Genomic DNA, 22,637 nt, shown 5'->3' with positions numbered 1-22,637 from the left:
TCGATGGGTTCGAGCAAAGATATAGAAATCAACTGGGGCTGAATTATGACGAATTTTAGGTAAAACTGACGATAATTCTGTGAAAGCTCTAATTTCTGGGTCGGGACCGCCAGCCGCCACGCCGGCGAGGTGTGGCCATGCTGGCAAGGCCCTCGGTCATGACTTCCGTCATCGGATGATCCGGATGGTCGGTCCCATATTGACGCACCAGGACCTTGAGGACACGACCGGTATCCTGGCCGTCCGGCAGGCTCAGCGCCCAGTCCAGAAACACCGTCCGACACTCGCTTTTGGAAATGCCGTCGATGCGGTAGGCCTCCAGGATCAGGCCTTTTGGATCGTTTTCATCCCCCTTCATGGCGCACCGGTCTCCGGGTCCGGGAGGGCAAGGGCTGCGTCGAGGATGGCGGCGGAGCGGGTGTAGCAGGCGGTAAGCCGATCTTCGAGACATTGCATGGTTTCCTCCTCCAGCGCACGCAGCAGGAATGACCGACCCGCGGGCCCCAGCGTCTGAGCGTCCAGCGGCTTGTCGGACAGCAGGCGCGCCACCTGATGCACACGGGCATAAAATGCGTGCAGCTGCGTCAGTTCGCGCCCCTGTGCGTCATCCAAAAGCCCCGATGCGACAGCGGCCAGCAGGCCTGCCTCCGTTTGCCCACTGCTATCGCCCTGCAACAACGCACCCGCCTGTGCGAGCAATTCGATCTCTTGCAGGCGGCCCGGCCCGATTTTCGCATCCCAAAGGCTGGTGGGCGGTTTCGCCGCCTGAATGCGCGCGCGCATCTGTGCCACCTCGGCGACCACGCCCGCCGTGATGCGCTGCAGCGCGATCACCTCCCGGCGGAACGTCTCCACATCCTCGGCCAGATCGGGCGGTCCGGCCACAACGGTCGCCCGGGTCAGCGCCAGATGTTCCCAGACCCAGGCCTCTTCGGCCTGATAGCTCTGGAATGACGCCCAACTGGTGGCCACCGGACCCTGATTGCCCGAAGGCCGCAGGCGCATGTCGACCTCAAAGAGCCGCCCCTGCGCCATCGGGGCGGTCAGCGCCGTGATCAGCGCCTGGGTGAGGCGTGCATAATAAGGTCGGGTTGAGAGCGGTTTTTCACCCTCTGACATATCGTGATCCAAGGGGTCGTAGATGACGATGAGATCGAGATCCGACCCCGCATTCAAGTGCCCTGCCCCCAACGAGCCCATGCCAAGCACCACCGCCCCGCGCCCCGGCGGCGGCCCATGGCGACGGGCAAACTGGTCAATGACCAGGGGCCACAGCACGCTCAGGACCGCGCGGGCGATGTCGGCATATTGCGTGGCGGCGGCTGCGGGGGTGATCAGACCGCGCAACAGATGCACACCGACCCGGAAATGCCATTCCTTTGACCACCGGCGCGTCGCATCCAGACGCGCTTCATAATCCGCCTCCGCGTCCAATCGCTGGCGCAGCAGGCGTTCCAGACCCGACTGCCCCGGCCAGTCGGTGAAGAAATCACCGGCAATGACGGCATCGAACACCCCGGCATTGCGCGACAGATACTGCGCCAGTTCCGGGGAGGTGCCGGTCACGTCGATCAAAAGATCGGTCAGCTGCGGGTTGGCTTCCAGCAGCGAAAAGAGTTGCACCCCCGCGGGCAACCCTCTGAGAAAACCATCAAAGGTCACGAGCGCTTCTTCCGGTCGCGAGGATTGCGCCAGGCGGGCCAGCAGGTCCGGCCGCAGACGTCGGAAGATTTCGCGGCTGCGCTCGCTGCGCAATGCAGGGTAGCTCAGCCAGCGTGTCAGCATCTCCTCATCCAGCAGATGGGGGGTGCGGTCCTGAGGTTGCGCTGGCGCAAAGAACCCTTCGGTCATCTCATGCACCGCAGCCAGCCGCTCAGAAAGATCCGCCTTGAGATTCGCAACCTCGCAGTCCATCAGGCAGGCCAGCCGGTCAAAACCCGCGTCACTGTTGGGCAGGCTGTGGGTCTGTGCGTCCTGCACCATCTGCAGGCGGTGCTCCACCGTGCGATGCGCGGTGTAGTGGTCGGCCAATGTGTCGGCCATCTCTGTCTCCACCCAGCCCTTTTGGGCCAGAGCCTGCAGGCTTTCAACGGTGCCACGGGTACGCAGATCGGGGTCGCGCCCGCCCGCAATCAACTGCCGTGTCTGCGTGAAAAACTCGATCTCGCGGATGCCCCCACGCCCGAGCTTCATGTTGTGCCCGGGCAAGGTGATCGGCCCGCCCAGCCCCTTATGCTCGCGAATGGCAAGGCGCATGTCATGGGCGTCCTGAATGGCGGCGAAATCGAGATGCTTGCGCCAGACGAAAGGAGAGAGGTCGCGCAGAAACCGATTGCCCGCAACGCTGTCACCGGCGGCCACGCGGGCCTTGATGTAGGCCGCGCGTTCCCAGGTTCGGCCCAGGCTTTCGTAATAACGCTCTGCGGCCTCCATCGCGATGCAGACCGGTGTGACCGCCGGATCGGGCCGCAGGCGCAAATCGGTGCGAAACACATAGCCTTCCGCGGTCATTTCGCTCAGCGTGGTGGCCATCGCCCGTGTTGCGCGCACGAAACTGGCGCGTGCATCGTGAAAATCCGCCGGATCGAAGCGGGTTTCATCAAAGAGGCAGATGAGATCAATGTCAGAGGAGTAATTCAGCTCCCCCGCGCCCATCTTGCCCATGGCCAGAACGCACATGCCTGCGGCGTCTTCCAGATCGTCCTCGGTTTTGCCCGGCAGTTTGCCCCGTTTGATCTGCACCGCCAGCCCGGCGCGCAAGGCTGAGTGACAGGCGGCATCCGCAAAATCGGTCAGCGCGCCCGTGACCTTGGCCAGAGGCCAGGCTCCGCCCAGATCCGCAAGTGCGGTCAGCAATGCCACACGGCGTTTCCCCCGCCGCAAAGCCCCGGCAATCCCCTCTGAGGGGGCGGTGCGGGCAGCAGCGATTTCCGCAGCCAGCGCCGCCTCCGGTGTCTCCAGCGCCTCTGGCAACCACGTGGCCTCCTTGGTGATCAGGCCGGCAAGATAGGGGCTGGACCCGGCCGTTCCGCGGATCAGGTCAACGCTCTCCTTTTGCAGGGTCGGCAGGGACGCCACTGCTTCAGCACCGCGTTCCGGATCATGAGCGCGTGGACAGCGCGTGAGCATTTCGACCAGTGTCATAGCAGTGTTCTCGCCCCTGGGATACCCAAGGTCAATGGGCGTTGGAGGGTCTCAGGCCGTGAGAACGCCCACGTCAGCGGTTAAATCAGCTTCTGTTCATAGCGGCCTAACATTCTGAATTAAAACACTTTAGAAGATTAATGTAAAAAACATTCACATAAAGCCTTGCAAGTTGGGCAAGAAGTGCCAATCTATTCAATGTGAAAGACATTCACATACCCGGACACCCCCGGCCCCGCAAACCCAAACTGAAAGGCACAGCAATGACGACCGTCACACAAACCAGCCCCCTGACCAGCCGACCAGGGTGGTTCACCCGCGCTGAACAATGGCTCGATTCCAAAGGCAAGGGCGCGTGGATTGCCGCGATGGTCCTTGGCTTTGTCTTCTTCTGGCCCATTGGTCTCGCCCTTCTCTTTTACATGATCTGGAGCAAACGCATGTTCACATCCTGCAGCCGCAAATCCGCCTCGATGCGCACCGGCATGAGCGCCATGCGCCCCAGCGGCAACAGCGCCTTTGATGCCTACAAGGCCGACACGCTGCGCCGTCTGGAAGACGAACAGCAACAGTTCGAAGCCTTCTTGGAGCGTCTGCGCGAGGCAAAAGACAAAGCGGAGTTCGACCAATTCATGAACGACCGCGCCGAAAAAGCAGACAACGGCACCGCCGAGGCCTAAAAGACCTGTGCCGGGGAATGTCCCCGGCACGTCACCCATTGCACCAAAGTAGATCATCATGACCGCCACGCCCGACCCCCACAGCCAACCGGATTTTTACAAGGACGTGCCCTTCAAGCGCCTGATCGCCTGGGGCATTGACGCGGTTTTGACCTTCCTCGCCTGCCTTGTGATCCTGCCGTTCACGGCTTTCACCGGTATTTTCTTCTTTCCCCTGCTCTTTCTGATCGTTGGATTCGTCTATCGGATGATCACGCTGGCGAATGGATCAGCGACCTGGGGCATGCGCCTCTTTGCCATTGAATTGCGCCAGGCAGATGGGACGCGGCTCGACGCAGGTGGCGCTTTTGCCCATACCTTTGGCTACACCGTCAGCTGGGCTTTCTTCCCCTTGCAACTGATTTCGATTGTGCTGATGGCGGTCACGGAACGTGGCCAGGGCCTGAGCGATCACGTGCTCGGTACGGTGATGGTCAACCGTCGCGCAAGCTAGCGTTAACACAGCGGAAACTACGTCTTGGCGGCTGGCGTCTGTCTTGTTATCCTGTTTCGGATAACCGCTGGAATCTCATGCGCCATACGCTGCCCATCGCTCCGCAGTTCTATGTCACTGCCCCTCAGCCGTGCCCCTATTTGGACGGGCGCATGGAGCGTAAGCTGTTTACAGCGTTGCAGGGCGAGAACGCGGATAAGCTGAACGACAGCCTGTCCCAACAGGGCTTCCGCCGGTCCCAGAATGTGCTCTACCGGCCCTCTTGCGCGGAATGTTCCGCCTGCCTCAGCGCCCGCATCGATGTCAGTGCCTTCACCGCCTCGCGCAGCCAGCGCCGGACGATGAACCGCAATGACGATCTGGATCGCCGGGCCACTTCGCCCTGGGCCTCCGAGGAGCAATACGAGCTTTTTCGTACCTATCTCGACAGTCGCCACGCCGAGGGCGGCATGGCGGATATGGATGTGTTCGAATTCGCCGCAATGATCGAGGAGACGCCCATCCGCAGCCGCGTGGTCGAATACACCGACCGAAACAGCAACGCGCTGATTGGGGTGAGCTTGACGGATGTCCTGTCTGATGGTCTGAGCATGGTCTATTCCTTCTATGCGCCCGATGACCCCAAACGGTCGCTGGGCACCTACATGATCCTCGATCACATCAAAATCGCACAGGAAGCGGACCTGCCTTACGTCTATCTGGGTTACTGGGTCCCGGGCAGCCAGAAGATGGGCTACAAGGCCAAGTTTTCCGGGCTTGAGGTCTATGTCGGCGGGAGCTGGCAGAAAATGAAAAGCCCCGATGACTTCAGCGCGGATACGCATCCGCTGTCCACCGATCCGATTGCCGAACAGGTGGCCAACATTCACCTGCCTGATACACGTCCCACCAAGTAGACGCGTGCCCGCTTTGCCGATGAATTAGGCGCCGGCGTCAAATCTGTTTTCCCGCCATTGCGCCTATGTCTTTTGCCCTCCGTTTCGCCAGTCTTTCTGATAGTTTGGAAAAGGTCAGGAGGTACGGGGTATGGCGAAAGCGACAGTTCACCTTGGCGGATGCCTTTGCGGCGCCATTCGGTTTGAGGCGCGGGCGCCGGCCCTGAAGCCCCATACCTGTTCGTGCAAAATCTGTCAGCGGCACAGCGGCGCGCTCACAGCGGTCTGGGTCGAATTTCCGAAGGAGGCCGTGACCTGGACAGGCGCTGGTGGCCTGCCCGCGACCTATCGATCCTCAGACTATTCCAGCCGCGCGTTCTGCCCGACCTGTGGCAGTACTCTGGGCGCGATTGATGATGACCCGGTGGTTGCGTTGCTGGTTGGCACCTTTGACAAGGCCAACCGCAAAGACCTGATGCCGCTGGCCCATTCCTACAAGGGCGGACGCCCCAAGTGGTGGCATATTGACGTGGGCGCAAAATAGACCGCGCTTCTCTCACATGGCCCCTGTTGCTTGCTGATCCGGGCTGCCGATGGTCAACCGCGAAAAAGGGGGCACGCGGCCCCCTTTTTCCTTCATGTATCGACATATCAGATTAGTTCGGGATCAGATCCGGGACGATCGTCACAATGCTCGGGAAGGTCCATAGGAGGGCCAGCCCCGCCACCTGGATCAGCACGAAGGGGATGATCCCGCGGTAGATATGGCCGGTGGTCACTTCTCGCGGCGCAACCCCGCGCAAGTAGAAGAGTGCAAAGCCAAAGGGCGGCGTCAGGAAGGACGTCTGCAGGTTCACGGCGATCATGATGGTGACCCATTTGGGGTCAAAGGTGCCGCCGTAGATGACCGGCCCCACAATCGGGATGACGATGTAGATGATTTCCAGGAAATCGAGCACGAAGCCCAGCACGAAGAGTACCAGCATCACGATCAAGAAGACGGTGAATTCATTGTCGAAAGATTTCAGGAACTGCTGGATGTAGTGTTCACCGCCAAAGGAGATCACCACCAGGTTCAGCAGTTGCGATCCGATCAGGATGGTGAAGACCATGCTGGTCACCTTCGCCGTTTCCCGCACCACCGGGCTCAGCACGCCGGAGGTATAGAGGATCCAGCAGGAGAAGATCAGACCAAAGAGCGCGTAGAGGTACGCGGCATAGGCGACAAAGAAGGCAAACCAGCTTTGGAAGCCGACCGCACCGGTGTTGATGCGCAGGTCGAAGTTGATGCCCACCAGGATGCAGACGATGATCGCCAGCGTCGACCAGATGATCACCTTGGGGGAGCGGTCCTGATCTTTCAGTTTGCGGTAGGCTGCAAGCATGATCGCCCCACCGGCCCCGAGCGCGGCGGCAGGAGTCGGGTTGGTGATCCCGCCAAGGATCGAGCCCAGCACCGCGACGATCAGCACCAGCGGTGGAAAGACCACGCGGATCAGCTCATTCGTGGCGCAGATCTTCGTGGCATGCACCACACCATACATCAGCGCCGCGAAGGGCAGCGCCATCAGGGCAACCATGGCCCCGGATGATGTGGCCGGGCCGATGAGGATGATATCGACAAGGATCATCAACACCGCCCCGACGGCCCCGATCAGCAAGGGCTGCGCCGGGCTGGAGGGCGACACGCCCCGCGCCGTGGTCAGGAACAGCGATGTCAGCACCAGAATGATGGCGATCCCTGTTCCGATTGGGGCCGCATTCGCGATCTTGTCCGCCCTGGCCTGCGCCAGTTCTTCCTCGCTCAGGCGTTCGGATTGCTGGATGCCGCCAGCGTCATTGATGGCCGTCTGCTGCGCCACCGCTGCGTCCCAGGCGGATTGCCCGTGGAGCTCAATCATCGAGGCCTGACATTCCGCACTCACGTTGGTGCGCAGCGCGGCGCCCTCGCCAATATCGGAGTAGCGCGACACGTTGGTGGACTGATCCCCGATGACGCCGAGATTGCCCAGCAGCACCGCGCCGACGATGATCGCCAAAGGCGCGCCTAGGAACCATGTGAACGCTTCATTGCGGGTGACGGGTTCGGCATTGGTGCTGCCCATCGGCACCGCGGGCGCCTTGTCCGGATTCAGCAGCGCAAAGCCAAAGGCGTAAAGCGCATAGAGCAGCGCCAGCATGATGCCCGGCAAAAGGGCGGCCTGAAAGAGCGTCCCCACCGACAGAACCGCAGGCTCGCCCAGATAGGTCAGCGCGTCGGTACAGCCCTGCGTCACCGCGCGTTTTTCCTGCGCGGCGGAATAGAGGTCGCCCGCAAGCGTGCCCAGCAGAACGATCACGATGGAGGGCGGAATAATCTGCCCCAGCGTTCCCGAGGCCGCGATGACCCCGGTCGACAGCTCCGGTGAATAGCCATTGCGCAACATGGTCGGCAGCGCCAGCAGGCCCATGGTCACCACGGTCGCGCCGACGATCCCGGTGGAGGCGGCAAGAAACGCGCCCACAACAACGATGGAGACGGCCAGACCGCCGGGCAGCGGGCCAAAGACGCGCGCCATCGTGGTAAGCAGATCGTTGGCGATCTTGGAACGTTCCAGCGTGATGCCCATCAGCACGAACATCAGCACCGCCAGCAGGGTCTCGATGGACTGGCCCGCCAGCACCCGTTCGTTCATCCGGTTCACAACAAAGGAGACGTTGCGGTCCAGGGCAACTTCCCAACCTCTGGGGAAAACGGGCTCTTCGATCCGCGGCAAATCGGGGTATCGGAAGACCGATATCGTATCGGCCTTGACGCCAGAATTCACCAGATCGCGGTAGACCGCGCTGCCGGTGTCAATGGCCTGGTGGATCAGCAACCCCGCACTGTCGAGGGCGGCGATGATCCCGAAGGAGATGATCCCTGCCCCGGCGATGGCGAAAGCCACCGGAAAGCCGGACAGAATACCGCCAAAAAGGCAGATGAAAACGATGATCAGGCCAACTTCTACGCCGTCTAGACCGAAAAACATGGGCTTAGTCCCCTCATGCGCTGCGTGCTCCGCTGCGTCTTATTAGTGTGTGCCCTCATAGGCTTCTTCACCGTCACCAAGGCTGTCACGGTCCAGATACTTCCCTTCACTCTCGGGCCCTTCTTTCCACTCCAGATAGGAGCGGTAGAACATGGCCATCGCCTGCAGGAAGAGCATCGCCGTGAAGGCGCAGAGCAGGATCTTGAACAGGAAATAGCCGTTGAACCCGTTGGGGCTAAAACCGATGGTTTCCACGTTCCAGCGCAGCGCCCGGGATTTCAACACCAACCGGTCCAGCGTGTCGGAAGCGGAGGGTTTGGGCACGATCAGGTGCCGCCACATGAAGAACCAGCCGTACATCCAGATCAGTACCGCAACCGGCATCATGAAGAAGATGGCGCCGAACATGTCGATCACCTTCTTGGTGCGGAATTTGACCGCGGAATAGATCAGATCGACCCGCACATGGCCGCCCTGCACGAAGGTGTAGGCCATGCAGAGACAGACAACCAAGGCGTTGTAGAGCTTGAGTTCTTCGGCAAACCAGCTGATGTCGAAGCGCAGCGGAATGCCGAAGCCAAAGGAAATATCGGGCCGGGTGAAGATCCGCTGCATGAAGACGATGATGATCTGTTGCAAGACCATCAAGAGGCCCGCCCAGGCAAAGAAGCGGCCCACCGTATTGGCGAAACCTTCGAGCACGCGGACGTAGCCCCACATGATGTCGTTCCGCCAAAGGCCGACCGCAAACATGATCAGGAAGGCGGTGAAAACCACGAAAAAGAATTCCACCGAACCGCCGTAGTAGACAAAGCGCATGATCGCTTCTTTGTCAGACCAGTCCAGCCAGAGGGAGGGATGCGAGACCGCGTAGAAAAAGTTGTAAACCGCCAAGCCGATATTCGTGAAAAACCACAATATCCCGTCAAAGATGACAGATAGCGAACCGCCTGCTGCGTCTACGTCATTTTCCATATGTCCCCCTCCCTTGGGGTACGCATTTTAGCGCTCCAAGGTGTCGTCCGTGTCCGGTCGTTGGAATTCTTCCTCATATGAGAGGCCATTCACCCATGAACGGCCCCTCATGAAGCTTCGTAAGGCGTTTAGCCGTTGGCCAGAACGCGGTTACGCTGTGCCACGTAGAAACCGTCCGATTTCAGCAGCCAGTCAGAGCTTTGTGCCAGTGATTCCTCGAAGGACGCGCGGATCTTGGCAAAGAGCTCATCGTTCATATTCTCGTCCATGACCTTCTTGGACGCTGCACCGAAGGCATCCCAGACATCATCCGGGAATTGCAGCGTTTTCACGCCCTGTGCCTGCAGGCGCGCCAGCGCGGCACCGTTGTTGGCCAGTGTTTCGGCCAGCTGGGTGTGCGTGGTGGCCATCGCCGCGTTGGCGATGATCGCCTGATGCGCGGGCGACAGGTCATTGTAGACGTCGAGGTTGACGCCACAGGCCAGCGCGGAGCCCGGCTCGTGGAAGCCCGCCGTGTAGTAAACCTTCGCCACTTCCTGGAAACCGGCGCGTTCGTCCGCGAAGGGACCAACCCATTCCAGACCGTCCAGAGCACCGGACGACAGCGCTTGGTAAAGCTCACCACCGGGGATGTTTTGCACAGAGGCACCGAGTTCACCCAGAACCTTGCCGCCAAGACCCGGCATCCGGAACTTCAGACCGTTGAAATCGTCCGCGGAGTTGATCTCATTGCGGAACCAGCCACCGGATTGCGAGCCGGAGTTGCCTGCAATGAAGGATTTCAGGTTGAAGATTTCGCCCAGCTCGTTGTGCAGCTCATGGCCGCCGCCGTGGTGGTACCAGTTGGTCACTTCCTGCGCGGTGCCGCCAAAGGGAACAGCGGTGAAATAGGCATAGCCCGGGTGCTGACCGATGAAGTAGTAGTCAGCGGAGTGATAAAGGTCGGCCTGACCGGAGGATACCGCGTCAAAGACCTCAAAGGCGCCAACCAGCTCACCGGGGGCTTTTTTGTCGATGGTCAGCGTGCCATCGGACATGGCGCCAACCATTTCTTCGAAATATGTAGCCGCGTCATCAAGAACCGCGAAACCACGGGGCCAGGATGTGACCATGGTCAGGGCGCGATTGCCTTGTGCGTATGCGGGTGCTGCCAGCGTTGTGGCGGCGGCGGCGGAACCGCCCAGTGCAGATGTCTTCAGGAATGAACGACGATCCATTTAGTTACTCCTCCCAAATATGACGCCCACGTCGTATGGATCACGCGCAGGTCGTTTCGAGTGTGGCCACACTAGCGATGCGCGCTCCAATGAAAATACCTAGTACTGCGTAGATGAGCGGCATTTACGCCATTTTGGTCATATTTTTTGGCCGGTTTTCGCGCTGAAACACTGCGCGGGGTCGGATTCGCCGCGCGCGTGTCGCGGGATCAGACTTTGATTCGCCCTGATTTCAACGTAATCAGACTGTCATGAAACGGTTTGGCGCATTTTTTCGGCCCAGTTACGCGCAAAAGCTGTCGCTGGTGGCCACGGTTCCGCTGATCGCGGCGGTGGCTGCGATTGCCGTTCTGGTGGCCTATCAGTCGCGCATGCTGGCCGAACGCGAGATCAAGGCGCTGGAGACACAGCTGCTGGAAGCCAAGAAGGTGGAACTGGCCAATTACGTCACGCAGGCGCGCAACGGGTTCTACTTCATCTATGGCAATGCCGCGCCCGACGATCAGGACGCCCGCGATCAAGTGGCGCAGATCCTGTCGGCCATGATTTATGGGACCGAAGGGTTCTTCTTTGTCTACGACTATGATGGCACCAATCTTGTCAGCCCGCGCCAGACCGAGATGATCAACCGCAACTGGACCGGCCTTGCCGACAGCGAAGGCACCCCCATCACCGATGAGATCATCCGCATTGCCCGATCGGGCGCGGGCTATCACAGCTACCTCTGGCCGAAACCCTCCACCGGGGAAGAGGCGCGGATGATCACCTATGTCACCAGCTTTCCAAGCTGGCGGTGGGCCGTGGGCACAGGCGTGTTCATCGATGACGTGCTGGCCACCGTCGCCTCTGCGCGCGCAGATGTCGAAGAGCGGGTCCAGCAGACGTTTTTCTATATCGGGATGATCACTCTGGCCGCCCTGCTGGCGGTTTTCCTGACCGGCATGGTGCTGAACATTCGCGAGCGTCGCCTGGCCGATGCGAAACTGAAGAAACTCACCCAACGGGTGCTGGACGCCCAGGAAGAGGAACGCGGCCGCGTCGCGCGCGAATTGCACGATGGCATCAGCCAGCTGCTGGTGGGCGTGCGCTATGCACTCGACACCGCCCGGCGCAAGCTCGACCGTGGCGATCCGACGGCCGCGGCGCCCTTGGCCAAGGGCATCGAAACCCTGGGCGAGGCCATTTCCGAGGTGCGCCGCATCAGCCGAGATCTGCGCCCCGGTGTTCTGGACGACCTGGGGCTTGGCCCCGCGGTCAAGGCCCTCACCGATGATTTCAGCGAGCGCACCGGCATGACCACGGAATTTGACACGGTTGTCTTCCGCAACCGGCTGGATGGCGAGGCCAAGATCGCGCTCTACCGCATCGCGCAGGAAGCGCTCACCAATATCGAACGCCACGCCCAGGCCAGTCACGTGCGTATCGACCTGCGGGGCCACAAGAAAGGGGCGACCCTGCGGATCGAAGACAACGGTCGCGGCATGCCTGATGACACCGTCGGCCATGGCGGCGGGCTTGGGTTGCGCAACATGCAGGAACGTGTGGAGCAGCTTGAAGGTGAACTGATCATCGCCGCCCCGCGCGCGGGCCGTGGCACGATTATCGAAGTTACCGTCCCGCTGTCGCATCTGCTGCCACCGGAACCCGAAACACCACACCAAGCCAAAGTATCCGCATGACCATCTCTCCCATCAAAGTCCTGATCGTCGATGACCACCCGATGGTCGCCGAAGGCATTCAATCCATTCTGGAAAGCTATGATGACATCACCGTTGTCGGCACCTGCAATGCGGCCCGCGAGGCCATTGAGCAGCTCGATGTGCTGGATCCGGATGTGATCCTGATGGACCTCAACATGCCCGATATGGGCGGGCTCACGGCAACCGAGATCGTGTTGGAACAACGCCCCGGCACGCGAATCCTGGTGCTGTCGATGCATGACAGCCCTGAATACATCTCCTCCGCGCTCAGCCACGGGGCCATGGGCTATGTGCTCAAGGACGTGCCCACAGATGAGATCAAGCAGGCGATTGACGTGGTCATGTCCGGGGAGCGCTATCTGTGCACCGGTGCGCGCGGGTCATTGGAGCCGAAAGCGGATGGCGTGCGCGAAGCACTGACCGGGCGCGAGCAGACGATCCTGCTGCAGCTGGCGCAGGGTAAGTCGAACAAGGATGTGGCACTGGCGCTGGATATTTCCGTGCGGACAGTTGAAACCCACCGCAAGAACATCAAGCGCAAACTGGGGATTTCCAGCACCGCAGGACTGACCCGATATGCGCTGGAACATGGGGTGTTGCAGGGCACCGGCGCGCGATTTTAGCCGCCCTCGTCACGCGGTATTCGTTGCCGTGGACCAGGCTTGCAGATTTCACCAAAACCACGCCGAATGTTCAGTCTTTTTTAAAGGCCGCTTCTTAAACCGGTCGCATGAACATGCAGCGCTCTCTTTCGGTTCCCAGCGCGTCAACCATCGACGCGCTCCCCTACCGCGACGCCATTGACCGCGTTGCGACAACGCGCGCTTTGGTCGTGCGCATTGCCCTGAATGTGAGCTTGCTGTCGGGCGGACAGCGTGAGGCGAACCGCGAGGAACTGCTGTCGACGTTGCAGGCGCAAACGCAAAAGCTGCGCCACACGCTCGAAGTGCTGCAGGGCACAAGCACCTTTTCGGATCTGCCCGAAGAGCTTAGCCTCTGGTTGGCGCATCTGGCGCAGGATCAAAACGACCACATGCGCATCATCAGACGCATGGCCGATTTGACCGATACCCTGACCGCCGCGGCCCAAAGTGAGGATGGCGTATCGGCCTCAAGCCTGCAGTCCTATATCGCACTGGGACAGGCAGAATTCTTCGACGCTGTGACGCGGTTGACGGACCATGTGTGGGCCCAGGTCGAGAATGGCAGAAGCCAGCAATTGGAAGTTGCCATGCAATCCGCGACACGTCTGGGTGAAGGGTTGAGCCGGCTGGAACGGATCGGCAAATACGTCCGCTCCATGTCGATCAACGCCTCGGTTGAAGCCTCGCGTGCGGGTGAAGCGGGCAAAGGGCTGGCGATCATCGCGCAGGAATTCAAGGTTCTAGCCGAAGAAGTGCAGCAGCTCACTCTTTCTGCGCGTGAGGACATTGAAAGCATCGAAGCCTCCCACTAGGCCAGAATCGGGCATTTCAGACCACGAAATTTGCGAAAATTTCGTGATGATGCACCACAGCGCAAGTAAATGGCGCAAAATTATATCTGTGCGACAGATTTTTTGTGCACTAGGTGCTTGACGCCCCCAACCTACGCCCATAATGTCCCGCCAGCATCAAGGAGCCTCAGGCCATGACCACGCTAGTCGTCATTGTAGGAAAAACGCGCATGGGCCGGTAACGGTAGACCATAGTCTGACCCATGCGCCCCCGCTAGAACGGGGGCTTTTTTTTGCGCAAACGGTAGAACAGGCCCGAGAACGTGGCCCGATACGGAGTTGAAAGATATGAAACGGCAGATGTCCGGAGCAAAAATGATTGTCCAAGCCTTGATCGATCAAGGTGTGGACACCGTCTTTGGCTATCCCGGGGGCGCCGTCCTACCCATTTACGATGAGATCTTCCAGCAAAATGCCATTCGCCACATTCTGGTGCGGCACGAACAAGGCGCGGTACATGCCGCCGAAGGCTATGCGCGCGCCACCGGCAAACCCGGCGTTGTGCTGGTGACTTCAGGTCCCGGGGCCACCAATGCGGTCACCGGTCTGACCGACGCGCTGATGGATTCGATCCCGATTGTGGTCCTGACCGGACAGGTGCCGACCTTCATGATCGGCTCGGATGCGTTTCAGGAGGCGGATACCGTTGGCATCACCCGGCCCTGCACCAAACACAACTGGCTGGTGAAGGAGACGGATGCGCTGCCTGGCGTGCTGCACGAGGCTTTCCATGTCGCGACGCAAGGCCGCCCCGGTCCGGTTCTGGTGGACATCCCCAAGGATGTTCAGTTCGCCACCGGCACCTATGCCGAGCCCAAGCCCTCCGTCTCTCATTACCAGCCCAAGGTAAAAGGCGATATGGAGGAGATCACCGAGCTGGTGGCCGCGATTGAGAAAGCCAAGAAACCGGTTTTCTACACGGGCGGAGGTGTAATCAATTCCGGACCCGCGGCGAGCCAGCTGCTGCGCGAATTGGTCAAATCCACCGGCTTTCCGATCACCTCCACACTGATGGGGCTCGGGTCTTATCCGGCCTCTGGCGAAAACTGGCTGGGCATGTTGGGGATGCACGGGCTTTATCAGGCCAATATGGCGATGCATGATTGCGATCTGATGATCAATATCGGCGCACGGTTTGATGACCGGATCACCGGGCGTATCGATGCCTTCAGCCCGAAATCGATCAAGGCGCATATCGACATCGATCCGTCGTCGATCAACAAGGTGATCAAGACGGATATTCCAATTGTGGGGGATGTCGGCCATGTGCTGGAAGACATCCTTAAGGTCTGGAAATCCCGGGGCCGCAAGACGAATTCCGAAGCGCTGGCCAAATGGTGGCAACAGATCGAGGAATGGAAGGCCATCGATTGTCTGAAGTTCACGCAATCCGGCAAGACCATCAAACCTCAACATGCGCTGGTGCGTCTGGAGGAACTGACCAAGAAACACGACCGCTACATCTGTACCGAAGTGGGCCAGCACCAGATGTGGGCCGCGCAATACCTGGGCTTTGAGGACCCCAACCGCTGGATGACCTCCGGGGGGCTGGGCACGATGGGCTACGGGTTCCCCGCATCAATTGGCGTACAAATGGCGCACCCCGACGCGCTTGTGATCAACGTGGCCGGCGAAGCCAGCTGGCTGATGAACATGCAGGAAATGGGCACCGCGGTGCAGTATAACCTGCCGGTCAAACAGTTCATCCTCAACAACGAACGTCTGGGCATGGTGCGGCAGTGGCAGGAGTTGCTGCACGGCGAGCGCTATTCGCAAAGCTGGTCCGAGGCCCTGCCCGATTTCGTAAAACTGGCCGAAGCCTTCGGGGCCAAGGGTATCCTTTGCTCCGATCCCGCGGACCTCGACGATGCGATCATGGAGATGATCAATTATGATGGCCCGGTGATCTTCGACTGTCTGGTGGAGAAACACGAAAACTGTTTCCCGATGATCCCGTCGGGCAAGGCGCACAACGAAATGCTGCTGGGCGAGGCGCAGACACAAGGCGTGATCAAAGCCGATGGCGCGGTCATGGTCTGACGACCACCCCGGTTTCGTTCTGGCGTGGGCCCTTCCGGCCCCGCCGCTCTCTCACTCAATAAGGCTTCGAACATGTCCCCGCTCAAAATCAAAAAAGGCGCCACCAGCCATTCCGCTTATAACCTGCGTCCCACCTTTTCCGATGTGGTCGAGCGGCACACCTTGGCTGTCCTTGTCGAAAACGAACCCGGGGTTCTAGCCCGCGTCATCGGCCTCTTTTCCGGCCGCGGTTACAACATCGACAGCCTGACCGTGGCAGAGGTGGATCACACCGGGCACCTGAGCCGCATCACCATCGTCACTTCCGGCACGCCGCAGGTGATCGAACAGATCAAGGCACAGCTGGGCCGCATCGTTACAGTACACGAGGTCCATGATCTGACGGTTGAAGGGGCAAGTGTCGAACGCGAGCTGGCCATGTTCAAAGTCAGCGGCACAGGCGACAAGCGTGTCGAAGCCCTGCGTCTGGCCGATATCTTCCGGGCGCGGGTTGTGGACAGCACGCTGGAAAGCTTCGTGTTTGAAATCACCGGCGCGCCGGACAAGATCGATGCTTTTGCAGATCTGATGCGCCCGCTTGGCCTGTCTGATGTCGCCAGAACCGGTGTGGCGGCCCTGTCACGCGGCGAATAACGCGGCTTTAGGCCCCAGAGACGCGCGGCATCTGCACTTGGGTCTCCGCCCTGCGCGGCTCAAACGGGATGATCTGAGCCGTTTGAACAGTGCTGTGGCTGGCTGCAGCACTCCGGCGCAGGGCCTCTGGCAGGCCCGCCCCTGCGCGCTCCAATACCAGACGCGGGTTGTGGACAGTTCTCATAGAGGATTGAATTTCCACGTCAAACTGGACAACATCCCCGGCGTCAAAGAAAATATCTGACTGAAACAACTGTGTTTCTGAATTCAGAAAAGCCAGATCACCCTGATCTTCACACCAGATGACAGCCTTTCGGTCCGAAGCATCGCTCCATAGGACTACACCTATCATATTTTTATCCTATCCCTGGTCCTACTCGCACGCCGGTCCTACAAACATCGCGCCCCCCTATTGGTACCAATAAGTTAACGGTTCGGCACATGATAAAATCAGCACCGTACGCTTGGAATTTGTGTCGACCCGCTCTATGAATGACACAAATACGATCTACTGTTGACGCTATTTAGCATCAAAAACGGTGGTCTATCTGTAAATCATTGGCTAATTCGCGACATATTGCTTAATATGCTGCGGCAGCGACGAGGCAAAAGGACGACGATGCCTGTGACCGCCCGAACCCCAGCGCAACTGCGCAATATGTTTGGCTCCAACCTGCGAACACTCTCTGCTGATTACCCCTCAATTTCAGCGCTCTCACGGGATCTGGGGATCAACCGGACGCAGTTTAATCGCTATCTCAGCGGAGAAAGCTTCCCGCGCCCGGACGTTCTCGCAAGAATGTGCGATTTTTTTGCCGTTGATGCGCGCGTGCTTCTAGAACCCGTCGATCAGGTGGCGCGCGACACCGGCCCGATTTCCAGCGAGTATCTGCGCGACTTCATGGGCCCGGCCATTCAATCGGTTTCCGAAGACAGCCTGCCCAGCGGATTTTACCAGTTCGCACGCCGCAGCTTCGTCAAGGATGACCGGTTTGTGCGGGGTGTCGTGCTGATCAAGCGCGACGGGGACAATACATTTCTGCGCGGGTATGAACCAAAAATCGCCATGGCGATGCAGGGCATCCCCGCCACCGCACAGGCACGCGAATACCGTGGTTTCGTGATGCAGATCGAAGATGGTGTCGCCGCCACGGTGGCCCGCCGCAATGGCATGACAGCTTCGTTCAACTACCTGAGCCGCGTGACATCCTTCCAGAACAATTTTTGGGTCGGCTATGTCGCCCGCACCGTACGCGAAGACACATCAGGCATGCGTATGACGCGCCTAGTCTACGAATATCTTGGAAAAAACACTGCCGAGGCGCTGTTCCGCGCACGCAGAGCCGGGTTTTGCACGCTGGAAGAGCTGATGCCCTTTCACCAAAGGCTGCTGCAACCCCACGACCCGTTCCGCTGAAAACGCGCGCGATGGCGATGTCGCCTTGAGGAAACTCGGGTCGCTTTAAGCGCGGCATCCGTGGCGGTGTCACTTACAATATCTCCAACCTTTCTGGAGAGCTGTCATGGATCATTCACCCACCGATCTGTCGAACGTACGCCGCCCGATCGCACAAGCGCATGGTCTTCCCAACGCGCATTACACCGATGCGGCTGTTTTCGAGGAAGAGAAACATGCGCTGCTGTTTGATACATGGGCGGGCCTTGCCGTGGCAGCGGATGTGCCGGACATTGGCGATGCGGTGCCGCTCAGCTTTCTGGGCATGCCCCTGCTTGTGGTGCGGGACCGGCAAGGTGCCGTACGCGTGTTTCAGAATATTTGCCGCCACCGCGGTATGATCCTGGTTTCGGAACCGCGGAAAATCGAAGGCGCCATTCGCTGCCCTTATCACAGCTGGTGCTATTCCACCGATGGCAAATTGGTGAGCACACCGCATGTCGGCGGCCCGGGCCAGAACAAGCACGACGGTATTGACCGCGCGCTTTTGGGTCTGATCGAAGTGCGCAGCCACATCTGGATGGGCGTGGTCTGGATCAATGTGTCGGGCACCGCGCCCGCCTTCGAGGATGCAAATGCCGAGCTGCTAAAACGCTGGGCGGAGTTTGACAAACCGATCTTTCATGGCGGTGCGGACAGTTGCTTCCAGCTGGAGGTAAACTGCAATTGGAAACTTGCCGTCGAGAATTATTGCGAAAGCTACCATTTGCCCTGGGTACATCCCGGTCTGAACAGCTATTCGCGATTGGAAGATCACTATCATATTGAAGAAAAGGAGCTTTTCGCGGGCCAAGGTACGCATGTCTACCGTCAGCTCAAAGGTGAAAACGGCGACGTGTTTCCGGATTTCGAGGGGTTGAGCGATACATGGGATACGGCGGCTGAATATATCACAGCCTTTCCCAACGTACTGTTGGGCGTGCACCGGGACCACACATTTGCGATCATTCTGGAACCGCAGGGGCCGGAGAAGACACGCGAACATGTGCATATCTTCTACACCACACCCGACACCGATGACGCCCTACGACAAAAGAACGCGCAACAGTGGAAAGAAGTTTTTGTCGAGGACGTTTTTGTCGTGGAAGGCATGCAGCGCGGGCGGCACGCAGTGTCGTTTGATGGCGGTCGTTTCTCCCCCGCGATGGACGGGCCGACGCATCTTTTCCATGATTGGGTTGCCGGTCGGCTGAACGCCCGTCGTCAGATGGATCAGGCGGCGGAGTGACATCGCTGGACGCGCAACTGTTGGCAGCCCATGACGCCGGTGATCAACGCGCGCTGATTGATCTTTATCGCGAGGCGGCAGACCGCGCAGAAGACGTCGACGCCTGCGGTTTCTATCTGACCCACGCCTTTATCTACGCCTTGGAAGCAGGGGCGCCGGAAGCAGACGGCCTGCGCCAAAGGCTCATCGACATGGGGCGTGAACTGCCCGCCTAACCTGTGGTGGCAAGCAATCTGTAGAGATGCCAGGAGGCATGCCCCAGCAAGGGCAGCACAATCCATAGTCCAAGGAACCCCGGCAGGATCGCGGCAAAACTCAAAACCGCGATGATGGCCGCCCAGCAGATCAGCACCGCAGGCGATTGTTTGACGGCGGAGAAACTGGTGATCATGGCGGTGATGAAGTCAATCTCCCGATCCAGCAACAACGGCAGTCCGATCACCGAGATACTGTAAATCACGAAGGCGAATATCCCCCCGACAAGCGTGCCAAACCCTAGCATGGAGATGCCATTCAGCGTAAGGAACACCTCGTAAGAGCTTGAAATATTGGTCATTGTACTCAACCCAAGAAAGAGCGCGAAAATCATGTGGCCGAGAAAAAACCAGAACATGAAGATCACCACCATCATCGTGCAAAGCGATGGTAGTTGCCGCAAACGTTGGTGCCAGATCACGCCGAATATTGCAGCTGAATTGATTGGCAGCCCTGCCTCCAACCGGCGGGAGACCTCATAAAGGCCAACAGCGGCAAATGGGCCCAGAAGCGGAAAGCCGATCGCGGCCAGAACCAGCCAGAAGGTATGTCCGGTGGCGGCGGTCACTGCGGCCATCGCCCATCCCGCGCCGATATAGAACGTGGCGAACACCAAGCCAAAAAAGGGATGCGCGCGAAAATCCTTCGCGCCGCGGGCCAGCGCCGTTTTCAGATCCTCGAACCGTGCCGGGCGGAGCTTCGGCGCGCCGATCTCAAGCTCTGCGGATGCTGGTGGTGTCATGCTCCCTCCTCCGATCATGAACCCCTACATCATAGCAGGTGTTTTTTGGGGCCAGCCAGTGGCTTCGTGCCATTTCTGCGCAATCTGCAGCAAATGCCCGTCGCTTCCCGGTTTGCCGATCAGTTGCAGCCCCATGGGCAGACCAGCGCGCCCGAACCCGATGGGCACATTCACCACTGGCAACCCGATCAGGCTGGCGGGCACCACGACCTGCATCCACCGATGGTAGGTATCCATCGCGACACCTGCGATGTCCGTGGGATGTTCCTGCTCCACCGCAAAAGGCCAGAGCTGCGCGGAGGGCAATGCCAGCACATCATAGGTTTCAAAGAGGGACGCCGCTGTCCGGAACCAGTTCGACCTAATCTCACTCGCCGCATAGACGGCCTCGCCGGACATCTGCCTGCCGCGCTCGATCTCCCAAAGCATCGACTGCTTGAGCTGTGCCCGTTTCCGGGGGTCGTCGTATTCGGGACGGCGGCGCATGGCGATGGAAAAGGATCGCGCGTCCGTCCAACTGGTCCACATGGCGTCCGCCGAAAACGGCGCTGCCAGCCTCCCGACCATCCATCCCATTTCCGACATTTGCGCCAGCGCCGCCTCACAGAGGCTCAGGACCTCCGGCTCGGTTGGGAAGGCCCCACCCCAATCCGCGAGCCACCCCACTCTGGGCGCTGCCGGTAGAGCGTCAATAGTAGGTAGCGTCGGTGCAATTTGCACCGGCAGGGGAACACGCGGGTCGGGCCCCGCCATGGTATCAAGCAGGCCAGCAAGATCGGCAGGCGTGCGCGCCATCGGCCCTTCGGTGGCAAACTGCTCAAAGAAACCATCGCCCTCGGGGTGCGCGGGCACCACGCCCCAGGTCGGGCGCATGCCATAGACGTTGTTCCACCCCGCCGGGTTGCGCAGTGATCCCATCATGTCGGAGCCATCCGCAAGGGGAAGCATGCCCGTCGCCAGCGCCACGGCAGCACCGCCCGATGATCCCCCTGCAGATTTTGACAGGTCGTAAGGGTTGCGCGTTGCCCCATGGACCGGGTTGAACGTATGGCTGCCCAGGCCGAACTCCGGCGTGTTGGTCTTGCCGATGATGATCGCCCCCGCAGCCCGTATCCGGGCCACCATCAGATCATCCTCTTGGGCCATCTGACCTGCGAAGATCGGTGATCCCTTGGAGGTCGGCAACCCCGCAGCATGGGCCAGATCCTTGATCGCGATGGGGATACCGTGCAGCCAGCCACGCCGTGCGGTCTGATCCGCCTGAGCGGCCTCGCGCATCAAGGTGTCGCGATCTTTCAGCGACACAATCGCGTTGACCGCGCCGTTGACCGCATCGATGCGCGCCAGTGTCGCCACCATGACCTCCACCGCGCTGATGTCACGTTTGGCGAGGGCCCTGGACAAATCCAGAGCGGATATTCCGTTCAGCTGCATGGTTCTTTCACCGTCCGTCACCCCACCGGGACTATGGACGACAGATCACCGGCCCGCAAACCGGTTCGGCGCGCGCTTAGCCGCTTTGCGCTTCGGCGCGCGTCTTGCCGGACACATCCAGGGCCAGCGTCGCCGCCATCAGCCCATCCAGATCACCGTCCAGGACCCCCTTGGTGTCAGAGGTTTCAAAGTTGGTGCGCAGGTCTTTGACCATCTGATAGGGCTGCAGCACATAAGACCGGATTTGATTGCCCCAGCCCGCATCACCTTTGTTTTCATGGGCTTCGTTGATGGCTGCGTTGCGACGGTCCAACTCCAACTGATAAAGCCGCGATTTCAGCGCCTTCATCGCGATGTCGCGGTTCTGGTGCTGCGATTTCTCCGAGCTGGTCACCACGATCCCTGTGGGATGGTGGGTGATGCGCACAGCGGAATCCGTGGTGTTCACGTGCTGACCGCCCGCCCCGGACGACCGGTAGGTATCGATGCGGATGTCCGACGGGTTCACATCGATGTCGATATTATCGTCAACCACCGGGTAGACCCAGACGGAGGTGAAGGAGGTGTGCCGTTTGGCCGCGGAATCGAAGGGCGAGATCCGCACCAGACGGTGCACGCCGCTTTCCGACTTCAGCCAGCCATAGGCGTTCTGCCCACTGATCTTGTAGGTTGCCGATTTGATTCCCGCCTCTTCGCCCGCGCTTTCGGACTGCAGCTCGACCTTATAGCCCTTCTTCTCGGCCCAGCGGACGTACATGCGTGCCAGCATGGAGGCCCAGTCACAGCTTTCCGTGCCCCCTGCCCCGGCGTTCACTTCCAGGAAGGTGTCATTGCCATCCGCCTCGCCGTCCAGCAGTGCTTCAAGCTCCTTTTTCGCGGCCATCTCTTCGAGCGCCTTCAGCGCCGCTTCCGCGTCGGAGACAACCTCCTCGTCCTCTTCCATCTCGCCCAGTTCGATGAGTTCGATATTGTCGGCGAGATCTTGTTTGATCCCCTCATAGGTGGCGATGGCATCCACCAGAAACTGCCGGTCGCGCATCAGTTTCTGCGCCGCATCCGGGTCATCCCACAAGTTCGGGTCCTCAACCCGCGCGTTGAATTCCTCCAAGCGAAACGGGGCCGTTTCCACGTCCAGTCTCTGGCCCAGCAGGTCCAGCGATTTTTCAATCTTTTCCACGGTATTTTGTGCGTCAGCGCGCATGAAATCTGCCTCGGGCGTTGGGTCTGAACGTCGTGATAAACCAGCGCCCTGCCAGCGG

21 protein-coding genes are annotated in these 22,637 nt (G+C 59.8%); 12 read left to right on the top strand and 9 right to left on the bottom strand.

What is annotated here, in order from left to right:
• Positions 1 to 88 precede the first annotated feature (88 nt).
• Positions 89 to 358, bottom strand: coding sequence for a hypothetical protein (locus Q1A63_RS20940; protein ID WP_298975976.1), 270 nt, complete (start codon positions 356 to 358; stop codon positions 89 to 91).
• A complete protein-coding gene (locus Q1A63_RS20935) occupies positions 355 to 3,144 on the bottom strand; it encodes a glutamine-synthetase adenylyltransferase (protein WP_299632432.1) in 2,790 nt (929 codons plus the stop codon). The genes Q1A63_RS20940 and Q1A63_RS20935 overlap by 4 nt, the downstream gene beginning before the upstream one ends.
• 263 nt (positions 3,145 to 3,407) lie before the next feature.
• On the opposite strand from Q1A63_RS20935, the gene Q1A63_RS20930 reads away from it, so the two are divergent.
• The 4 genes from Q1A63_RS20930 (at position 3,408) to Q1A63_RS20915 (ending at position 5,736) form a co-directional block, all read left to right on the top strand.
• Positions 3,408 to 3,824, top strand: a complete 417-nt coding sequence (locus tag Q1A63_RS20930) for a DUF2852 domain-containing protein (RefSeq protein ID WP_298975978.1) — start codon at positions 3,408 to 3,410, stop codon at positions 3,822 to 3,824.
• Between the two features lie 58 nt (positions 3,825 to 3,882).
• Positions 3,883 to 4,317, top strand: coding sequence for an RDD family protein (locus Q1A63_RS20925; RefSeq protein WP_299632431.1), 435 nt, complete (start codon positions 3,883 to 3,885; stop codon positions 4,315 to 4,317).
• A gap of 77 nt (positions 4,318 to 4,394) precedes the next feature.
• A complete protein-coding gene (locus tag Q1A63_RS20920) occupies positions 4,395 to 5,213 on the top strand; it encodes an arginyltransferase (protein WP_298975981.1) in 819 nt (272 codons plus the stop codon).
• A gap of 130 nt (positions 5,214 to 5,343) precedes the next feature.
• The gene (locus Q1A63_RS20915; protein ID WP_298975982.1) at positions 5,344 to 5,736 is read left to right on the top strand and encodes a GFA family protein; all 393 of its coding nucleotides are present in this window, start codon (positions 5,344 to 5,346) and stop codon (positions 5,734 to 5,736) included.
• Between the two features lie 112 nt (positions 5,737 to 5,848).
• Here Q1A63_RS20915 and Q1A63_RS20910 read toward each other — a convergent pair whose 3' ends face one another.
• The 3 genes from Q1A63_RS20910 to Q1A63_RS20900 form a co-directional block, all read right to left on the bottom strand.
• Complete coding sequence (locus Q1A63_RS20910) at positions 5,849 to 8,203, bottom strand: TRAP transporter large permease subunit (protein WP_298975983.1); 2,355 nt, start codon at positions 8,201 to 8,203, stop codon at positions 5,849 to 5,851.
• A gap of 42 nt (positions 8,204 to 8,245) precedes the next feature.
• Entirely contained in the window at positions 8,246 to 9,178 is a 933-nt protein-coding gene (locus Q1A63_RS20905) for a TRAP transporter small permease subunit (RefSeq protein WP_298975985.1), read from the bottom strand.
• A 128-nt stretch (positions 9,179 to 9,306) separates the two neighbouring features.
• Positions 9,307 to 10,395, bottom strand: a complete 1,089-nt coding sequence (locus Q1A63_RS20900; protein ID WP_298975987.1) for a TRAP transporter substrate-binding protein — start codon at positions 10,393 to 10,395, stop codon at positions 9,307 to 9,309.
• A 251-nt stretch (positions 10,396 to 10,646) separates the two neighbouring features.
• Between Q1A63_RS20900 and Q1A63_RS20895 the strand changes: the two genes are divergently transcribed.
• The 5 genes from Q1A63_RS20895 to ilvN all read left to right on the top strand — a co-directional run bounded on the left by Q1A63_RS20895 (position 10,647) and on the right by ilvN (position 16,263).
• The gene (locus tag Q1A63_RS20895; RefSeq protein WP_298975989.1) at positions 10,647 to 12,074 is read left to right on the top strand and encodes a cache domain-containing protein; all 1,428 of its coding nucleotides are present in this window, start codon (positions 10,647 to 10,649) and stop codon (positions 12,072 to 12,074) included.
• On the top strand, positions 12,071 to 12,718 hold the full coding sequence (locus Q1A63_RS20890) for a response regulator transcription factor (protein WP_298975991.1): 648 nt from the start codon (positions 12,071 to 12,073) through the stop codon (positions 12,716 to 12,718). The genes Q1A63_RS20895 and Q1A63_RS20890 overlap by 4 nt, the downstream gene beginning before the upstream one ends.
• Before the next feature lie 113 nt (positions 12,719 to 12,831).
• Positions 12,832 to 13,551, top strand: a complete 720-nt coding sequence (locus tag Q1A63_RS20885) for a methyl-accepting chemotaxis protein (protein ID WP_298975993.1) — start codon at positions 12,832 to 12,834, stop codon at positions 13,549 to 13,551.
• Between the two features lie 327 nt (positions 13,552 to 13,878).
• Positions 13,879 to 15,630 (top strand): acetolactate synthase 3 large subunit, encoded by a 1,752-nt coding sequence (locus Q1A63_RS20880; protein WP_298975994.1) that lies wholly within the window; start codon positions 13,879 to 13,881, stop codon positions 15,628 to 15,630.
• A gap of 72 nt (positions 15,631 to 15,702) precedes the next feature.
• A complete protein-coding gene (gene ilvN / locus Q1A63_RS20875; RefSeq protein WP_298975995.1) occupies positions 15,703 to 16,263 on the top strand; it encodes an acetolactate synthase small subunit in 561 nt (186 codons plus the stop codon).
• Between the two features lie 7 nt (positions 16,264 to 16,270).
• Here ilvN and Q1A63_RS20870 read toward each other — a convergent pair whose 3' ends face one another.
• On the bottom strand, positions 16,271 to 16,615 hold the full coding sequence (locus Q1A63_RS20870; protein ID WP_298975997.1) for a hypothetical protein: 345 nt from the start codon (positions 16,613 to 16,615) through the stop codon (positions 16,271 to 16,273).
• Positions 16,616 to 16,882: 267 nt separating this feature from the next.
• Here Q1A63_RS20870 and Q1A63_RS20865 point away from each other — a divergent pair, with 267 nt between their 5' ends.
• From Q1A63_RS20865 to Q1A63_RS20855, 3 genes are all read left to right on the top strand, one after another.
• The gene (locus Q1A63_RS20865) at positions 16,883 to 17,680 is read left to right on the top strand and encodes a helix-turn-helix transcriptional regulator (protein ID WP_298975998.1); all 798 of its coding nucleotides are present in this window, start codon (positions 16,883 to 16,885) and stop codon (positions 17,678 to 17,680) included.
• A 106-nt stretch (positions 17,681 to 17,786) separates the two neighbouring features.
• Positions 17,787 to 18,947 (top strand): aromatic ring-hydroxylating dioxygenase subunit alpha, encoded by a 1,161-nt coding sequence (locus Q1A63_RS20860; protein WP_298976000.1) that lies wholly within the window; start codon positions 17,787 to 17,789, stop codon positions 18,945 to 18,947.
• Complete coding sequence (locus Q1A63_RS20855) at positions 18,944 to 19,162, top strand: hypothetical protein (RefSeq protein ID WP_298976001.1); 219 nt, start codon at positions 18,944 to 18,946, stop codon at positions 19,160 to 19,162. The genes Q1A63_RS20860 and Q1A63_RS20855 overlap by 4 nt, the downstream gene beginning before the upstream one ends.
• On the opposite strand, the gene Q1A63_RS20850 is transcribed toward Q1A63_RS20855, so the two are convergent.
• From Q1A63_RS20850 to prfB, 3 genes are all read right to left on the bottom strand, one after another.
• A complete protein-coding gene (locus Q1A63_RS20850; RefSeq protein ID WP_299632429.1) occupies positions 19,159 to 19,944 on the bottom strand; it encodes a DUF2189 domain-containing protein in 786 nt (261 codons plus the stop codon). The genes Q1A63_RS20855 and Q1A63_RS20850 overlap by 4 nt on opposite strands.
• Positions 19,945 to 19,968: 24 nt before the next feature.
• Complete coding sequence (locus tag Q1A63_RS20845) at positions 19,969 to 21,378, bottom strand: amidase (protein ID WP_299632428.1); 1,410 nt, start codon at positions 21,376 to 21,378, stop codon at positions 19,969 to 19,971.
• A gap of 76 nt (positions 21,379 to 21,454) precedes the next feature.
• Entirely contained in the window at positions 21,455 to 22,579 is a 1,125-nt protein-coding gene (gene prfB, locus Q1A63_RS20840; RefSeq protein WP_298976007.1) for a peptide chain release factor 2, read from the bottom strand.
• Positions 22,580 to 22,637: the final 58 nt, after the last annotated feature.

Source organism: uncultured Roseobacter sp. (genome assembly GCF_947499265.1).
GTDB lineage: Bacteria > Pseudomonadota > Alphaproteobacteria > Rhodobacterales > Rhodobacteraceae > Roseobacter.
This window is presented reverse-complemented; position numbering and strand designations above follow the sequence as displayed.

Excerpts from the sequence above, each read along its gene's own strand:
- Q1A63_RS20905 (WP_298975985.1), bottom strand. The coding sequence starts at position 9,178 with ATGGAAAATGACGTAGACGCAGCAGGCGGTTCGCTATCTGTCATCTTT.
- Q1A63_RS20915 (WP_298975982.1), top strand. The coding sequence starts at position 5,344 with ATGGCGAAAGCGACAGTTCACCTTGGCGGATGCCTTTGCGGCGCCATT.
- prfB (WP_298976007.1), bottom strand. The coding sequence starts at position 22,579 with ATGCGCGCTGACGCACAAAATACCGTGGAAAAGATTGAAAAATCGCTG.
- Q1A63_RS20920 (WP_298975981.1), top strand. The coding sequence starts at position 4,395 with ATGCGCCATACGCTGCCCATCGCTCCGCAGTTCTATGTCACTGCCCCT.
- Q1A63_RS20925 (WP_299632431.1), top strand. The coding sequence starts at position 3,883 with ATGACCGCCACGCCCGACCCCCACAGCCAACCGGATTTTTACAAGGAC.
- Q1A63_RS20850 (WP_299632429.1), bottom strand. The coding sequence starts at position 19,944 with ATGACACCACCAGCATCCGCAGAGCTTGAGATCGGCGCGCCGAAGCTC.
- Q1A63_RS20890 (WP_298975991.1), top strand. The coding sequence starts at position 12,071 with ATGACCATCTCTCCCATCAAAGTCCTGATCGTCGATGACCACCCGATG.
- Q1A63_RS20940 (WP_298975976.1), bottom strand. The coding sequence starts at position 358 with ATGAAGGGGGATGAAAACGATCCAAAAGGCCTGATCCTGGAGGCCTAC.
- ilvN (WP_298975995.1), top strand. The coding sequence starts at position 15,703 with ATGTCCCCGCTCAAAATCAAAAAAGGCGCCACCAGCCATTCCGCTTAT.
- Q1A63_RS20930 (WP_298975978.1), top strand. The coding sequence starts at position 3,408 with ATGACGACCGTCACACAAACCAGCCCCCTGACCAGCCGACCAGGGTGG.
- Q1A63_RS20865 (WP_298975998.1), top strand. The coding sequence starts at position 16,883 with ATGCCTGTGACCGCCCGAACCCCAGCGCAACTGCGCAATATGTTTGGC.
- Q1A63_RS20885 (WP_298975993.1), top strand. The coding sequence starts at position 12,832 with ATGCAGCGCTCTCTTTCGGTTCCCAGCGCGTCAACCATCGACGCGCTC.
- Q1A63_RS20895 (WP_298975989.1), top strand. The coding sequence starts at position 10,647 with ATGAAACGGTTTGGCGCATTTTTTCGGCCCAGTTACGCGCAAAAGCTG.
- Q1A63_RS20900 (WP_298975987.1), bottom strand. The coding sequence starts at position 10,395 with ATGGATCGTCGTTCATTCCTGAAGACATCTGCACTGGGCGGTTCCGCC.
- Q1A63_RS20845 (WP_299632428.1), bottom strand. The coding sequence starts at position 21,378 with ATGCAGCTGAACGGAATATCCGCTCTGGATTTGTCCAGGGCCCTCGCC.
- Q1A63_RS20870 (WP_298975997.1), bottom strand. The coding sequence starts at position 16,615 with ATGATAGGTGTAGTCCTATGGAGCGATGCTTCGGACCGAAAGGCTGTC.
- Q1A63_RS20935 (WP_299632432.1), bottom strand. The coding sequence starts at position 3,144 with ATGACACTGGTCGAAATGCTCACGCGCTGTCCACGCGCTCATGATCCG.
- Q1A63_RS20910 (WP_298975983.1), bottom strand. The coding sequence starts at position 8,203 with ATGTTTTTCGGTCTAGACGGCGTAGAAGTTGGCCTGATCATCGTTTTC.
- Q1A63_RS20860 (WP_298976000.1), top strand. The coding sequence starts at position 17,787 with ATGGATCATTCACCCACCGATCTGTCGAACGTACGCCGCCCGATCGCA.
- Q1A63_RS20880 (WP_298975994.1), top strand. The coding sequence starts at position 13,879 with ATGAAACGGCAGATGTCCGGAGCAAAAATGATTGTCCAAGCCTTGATC.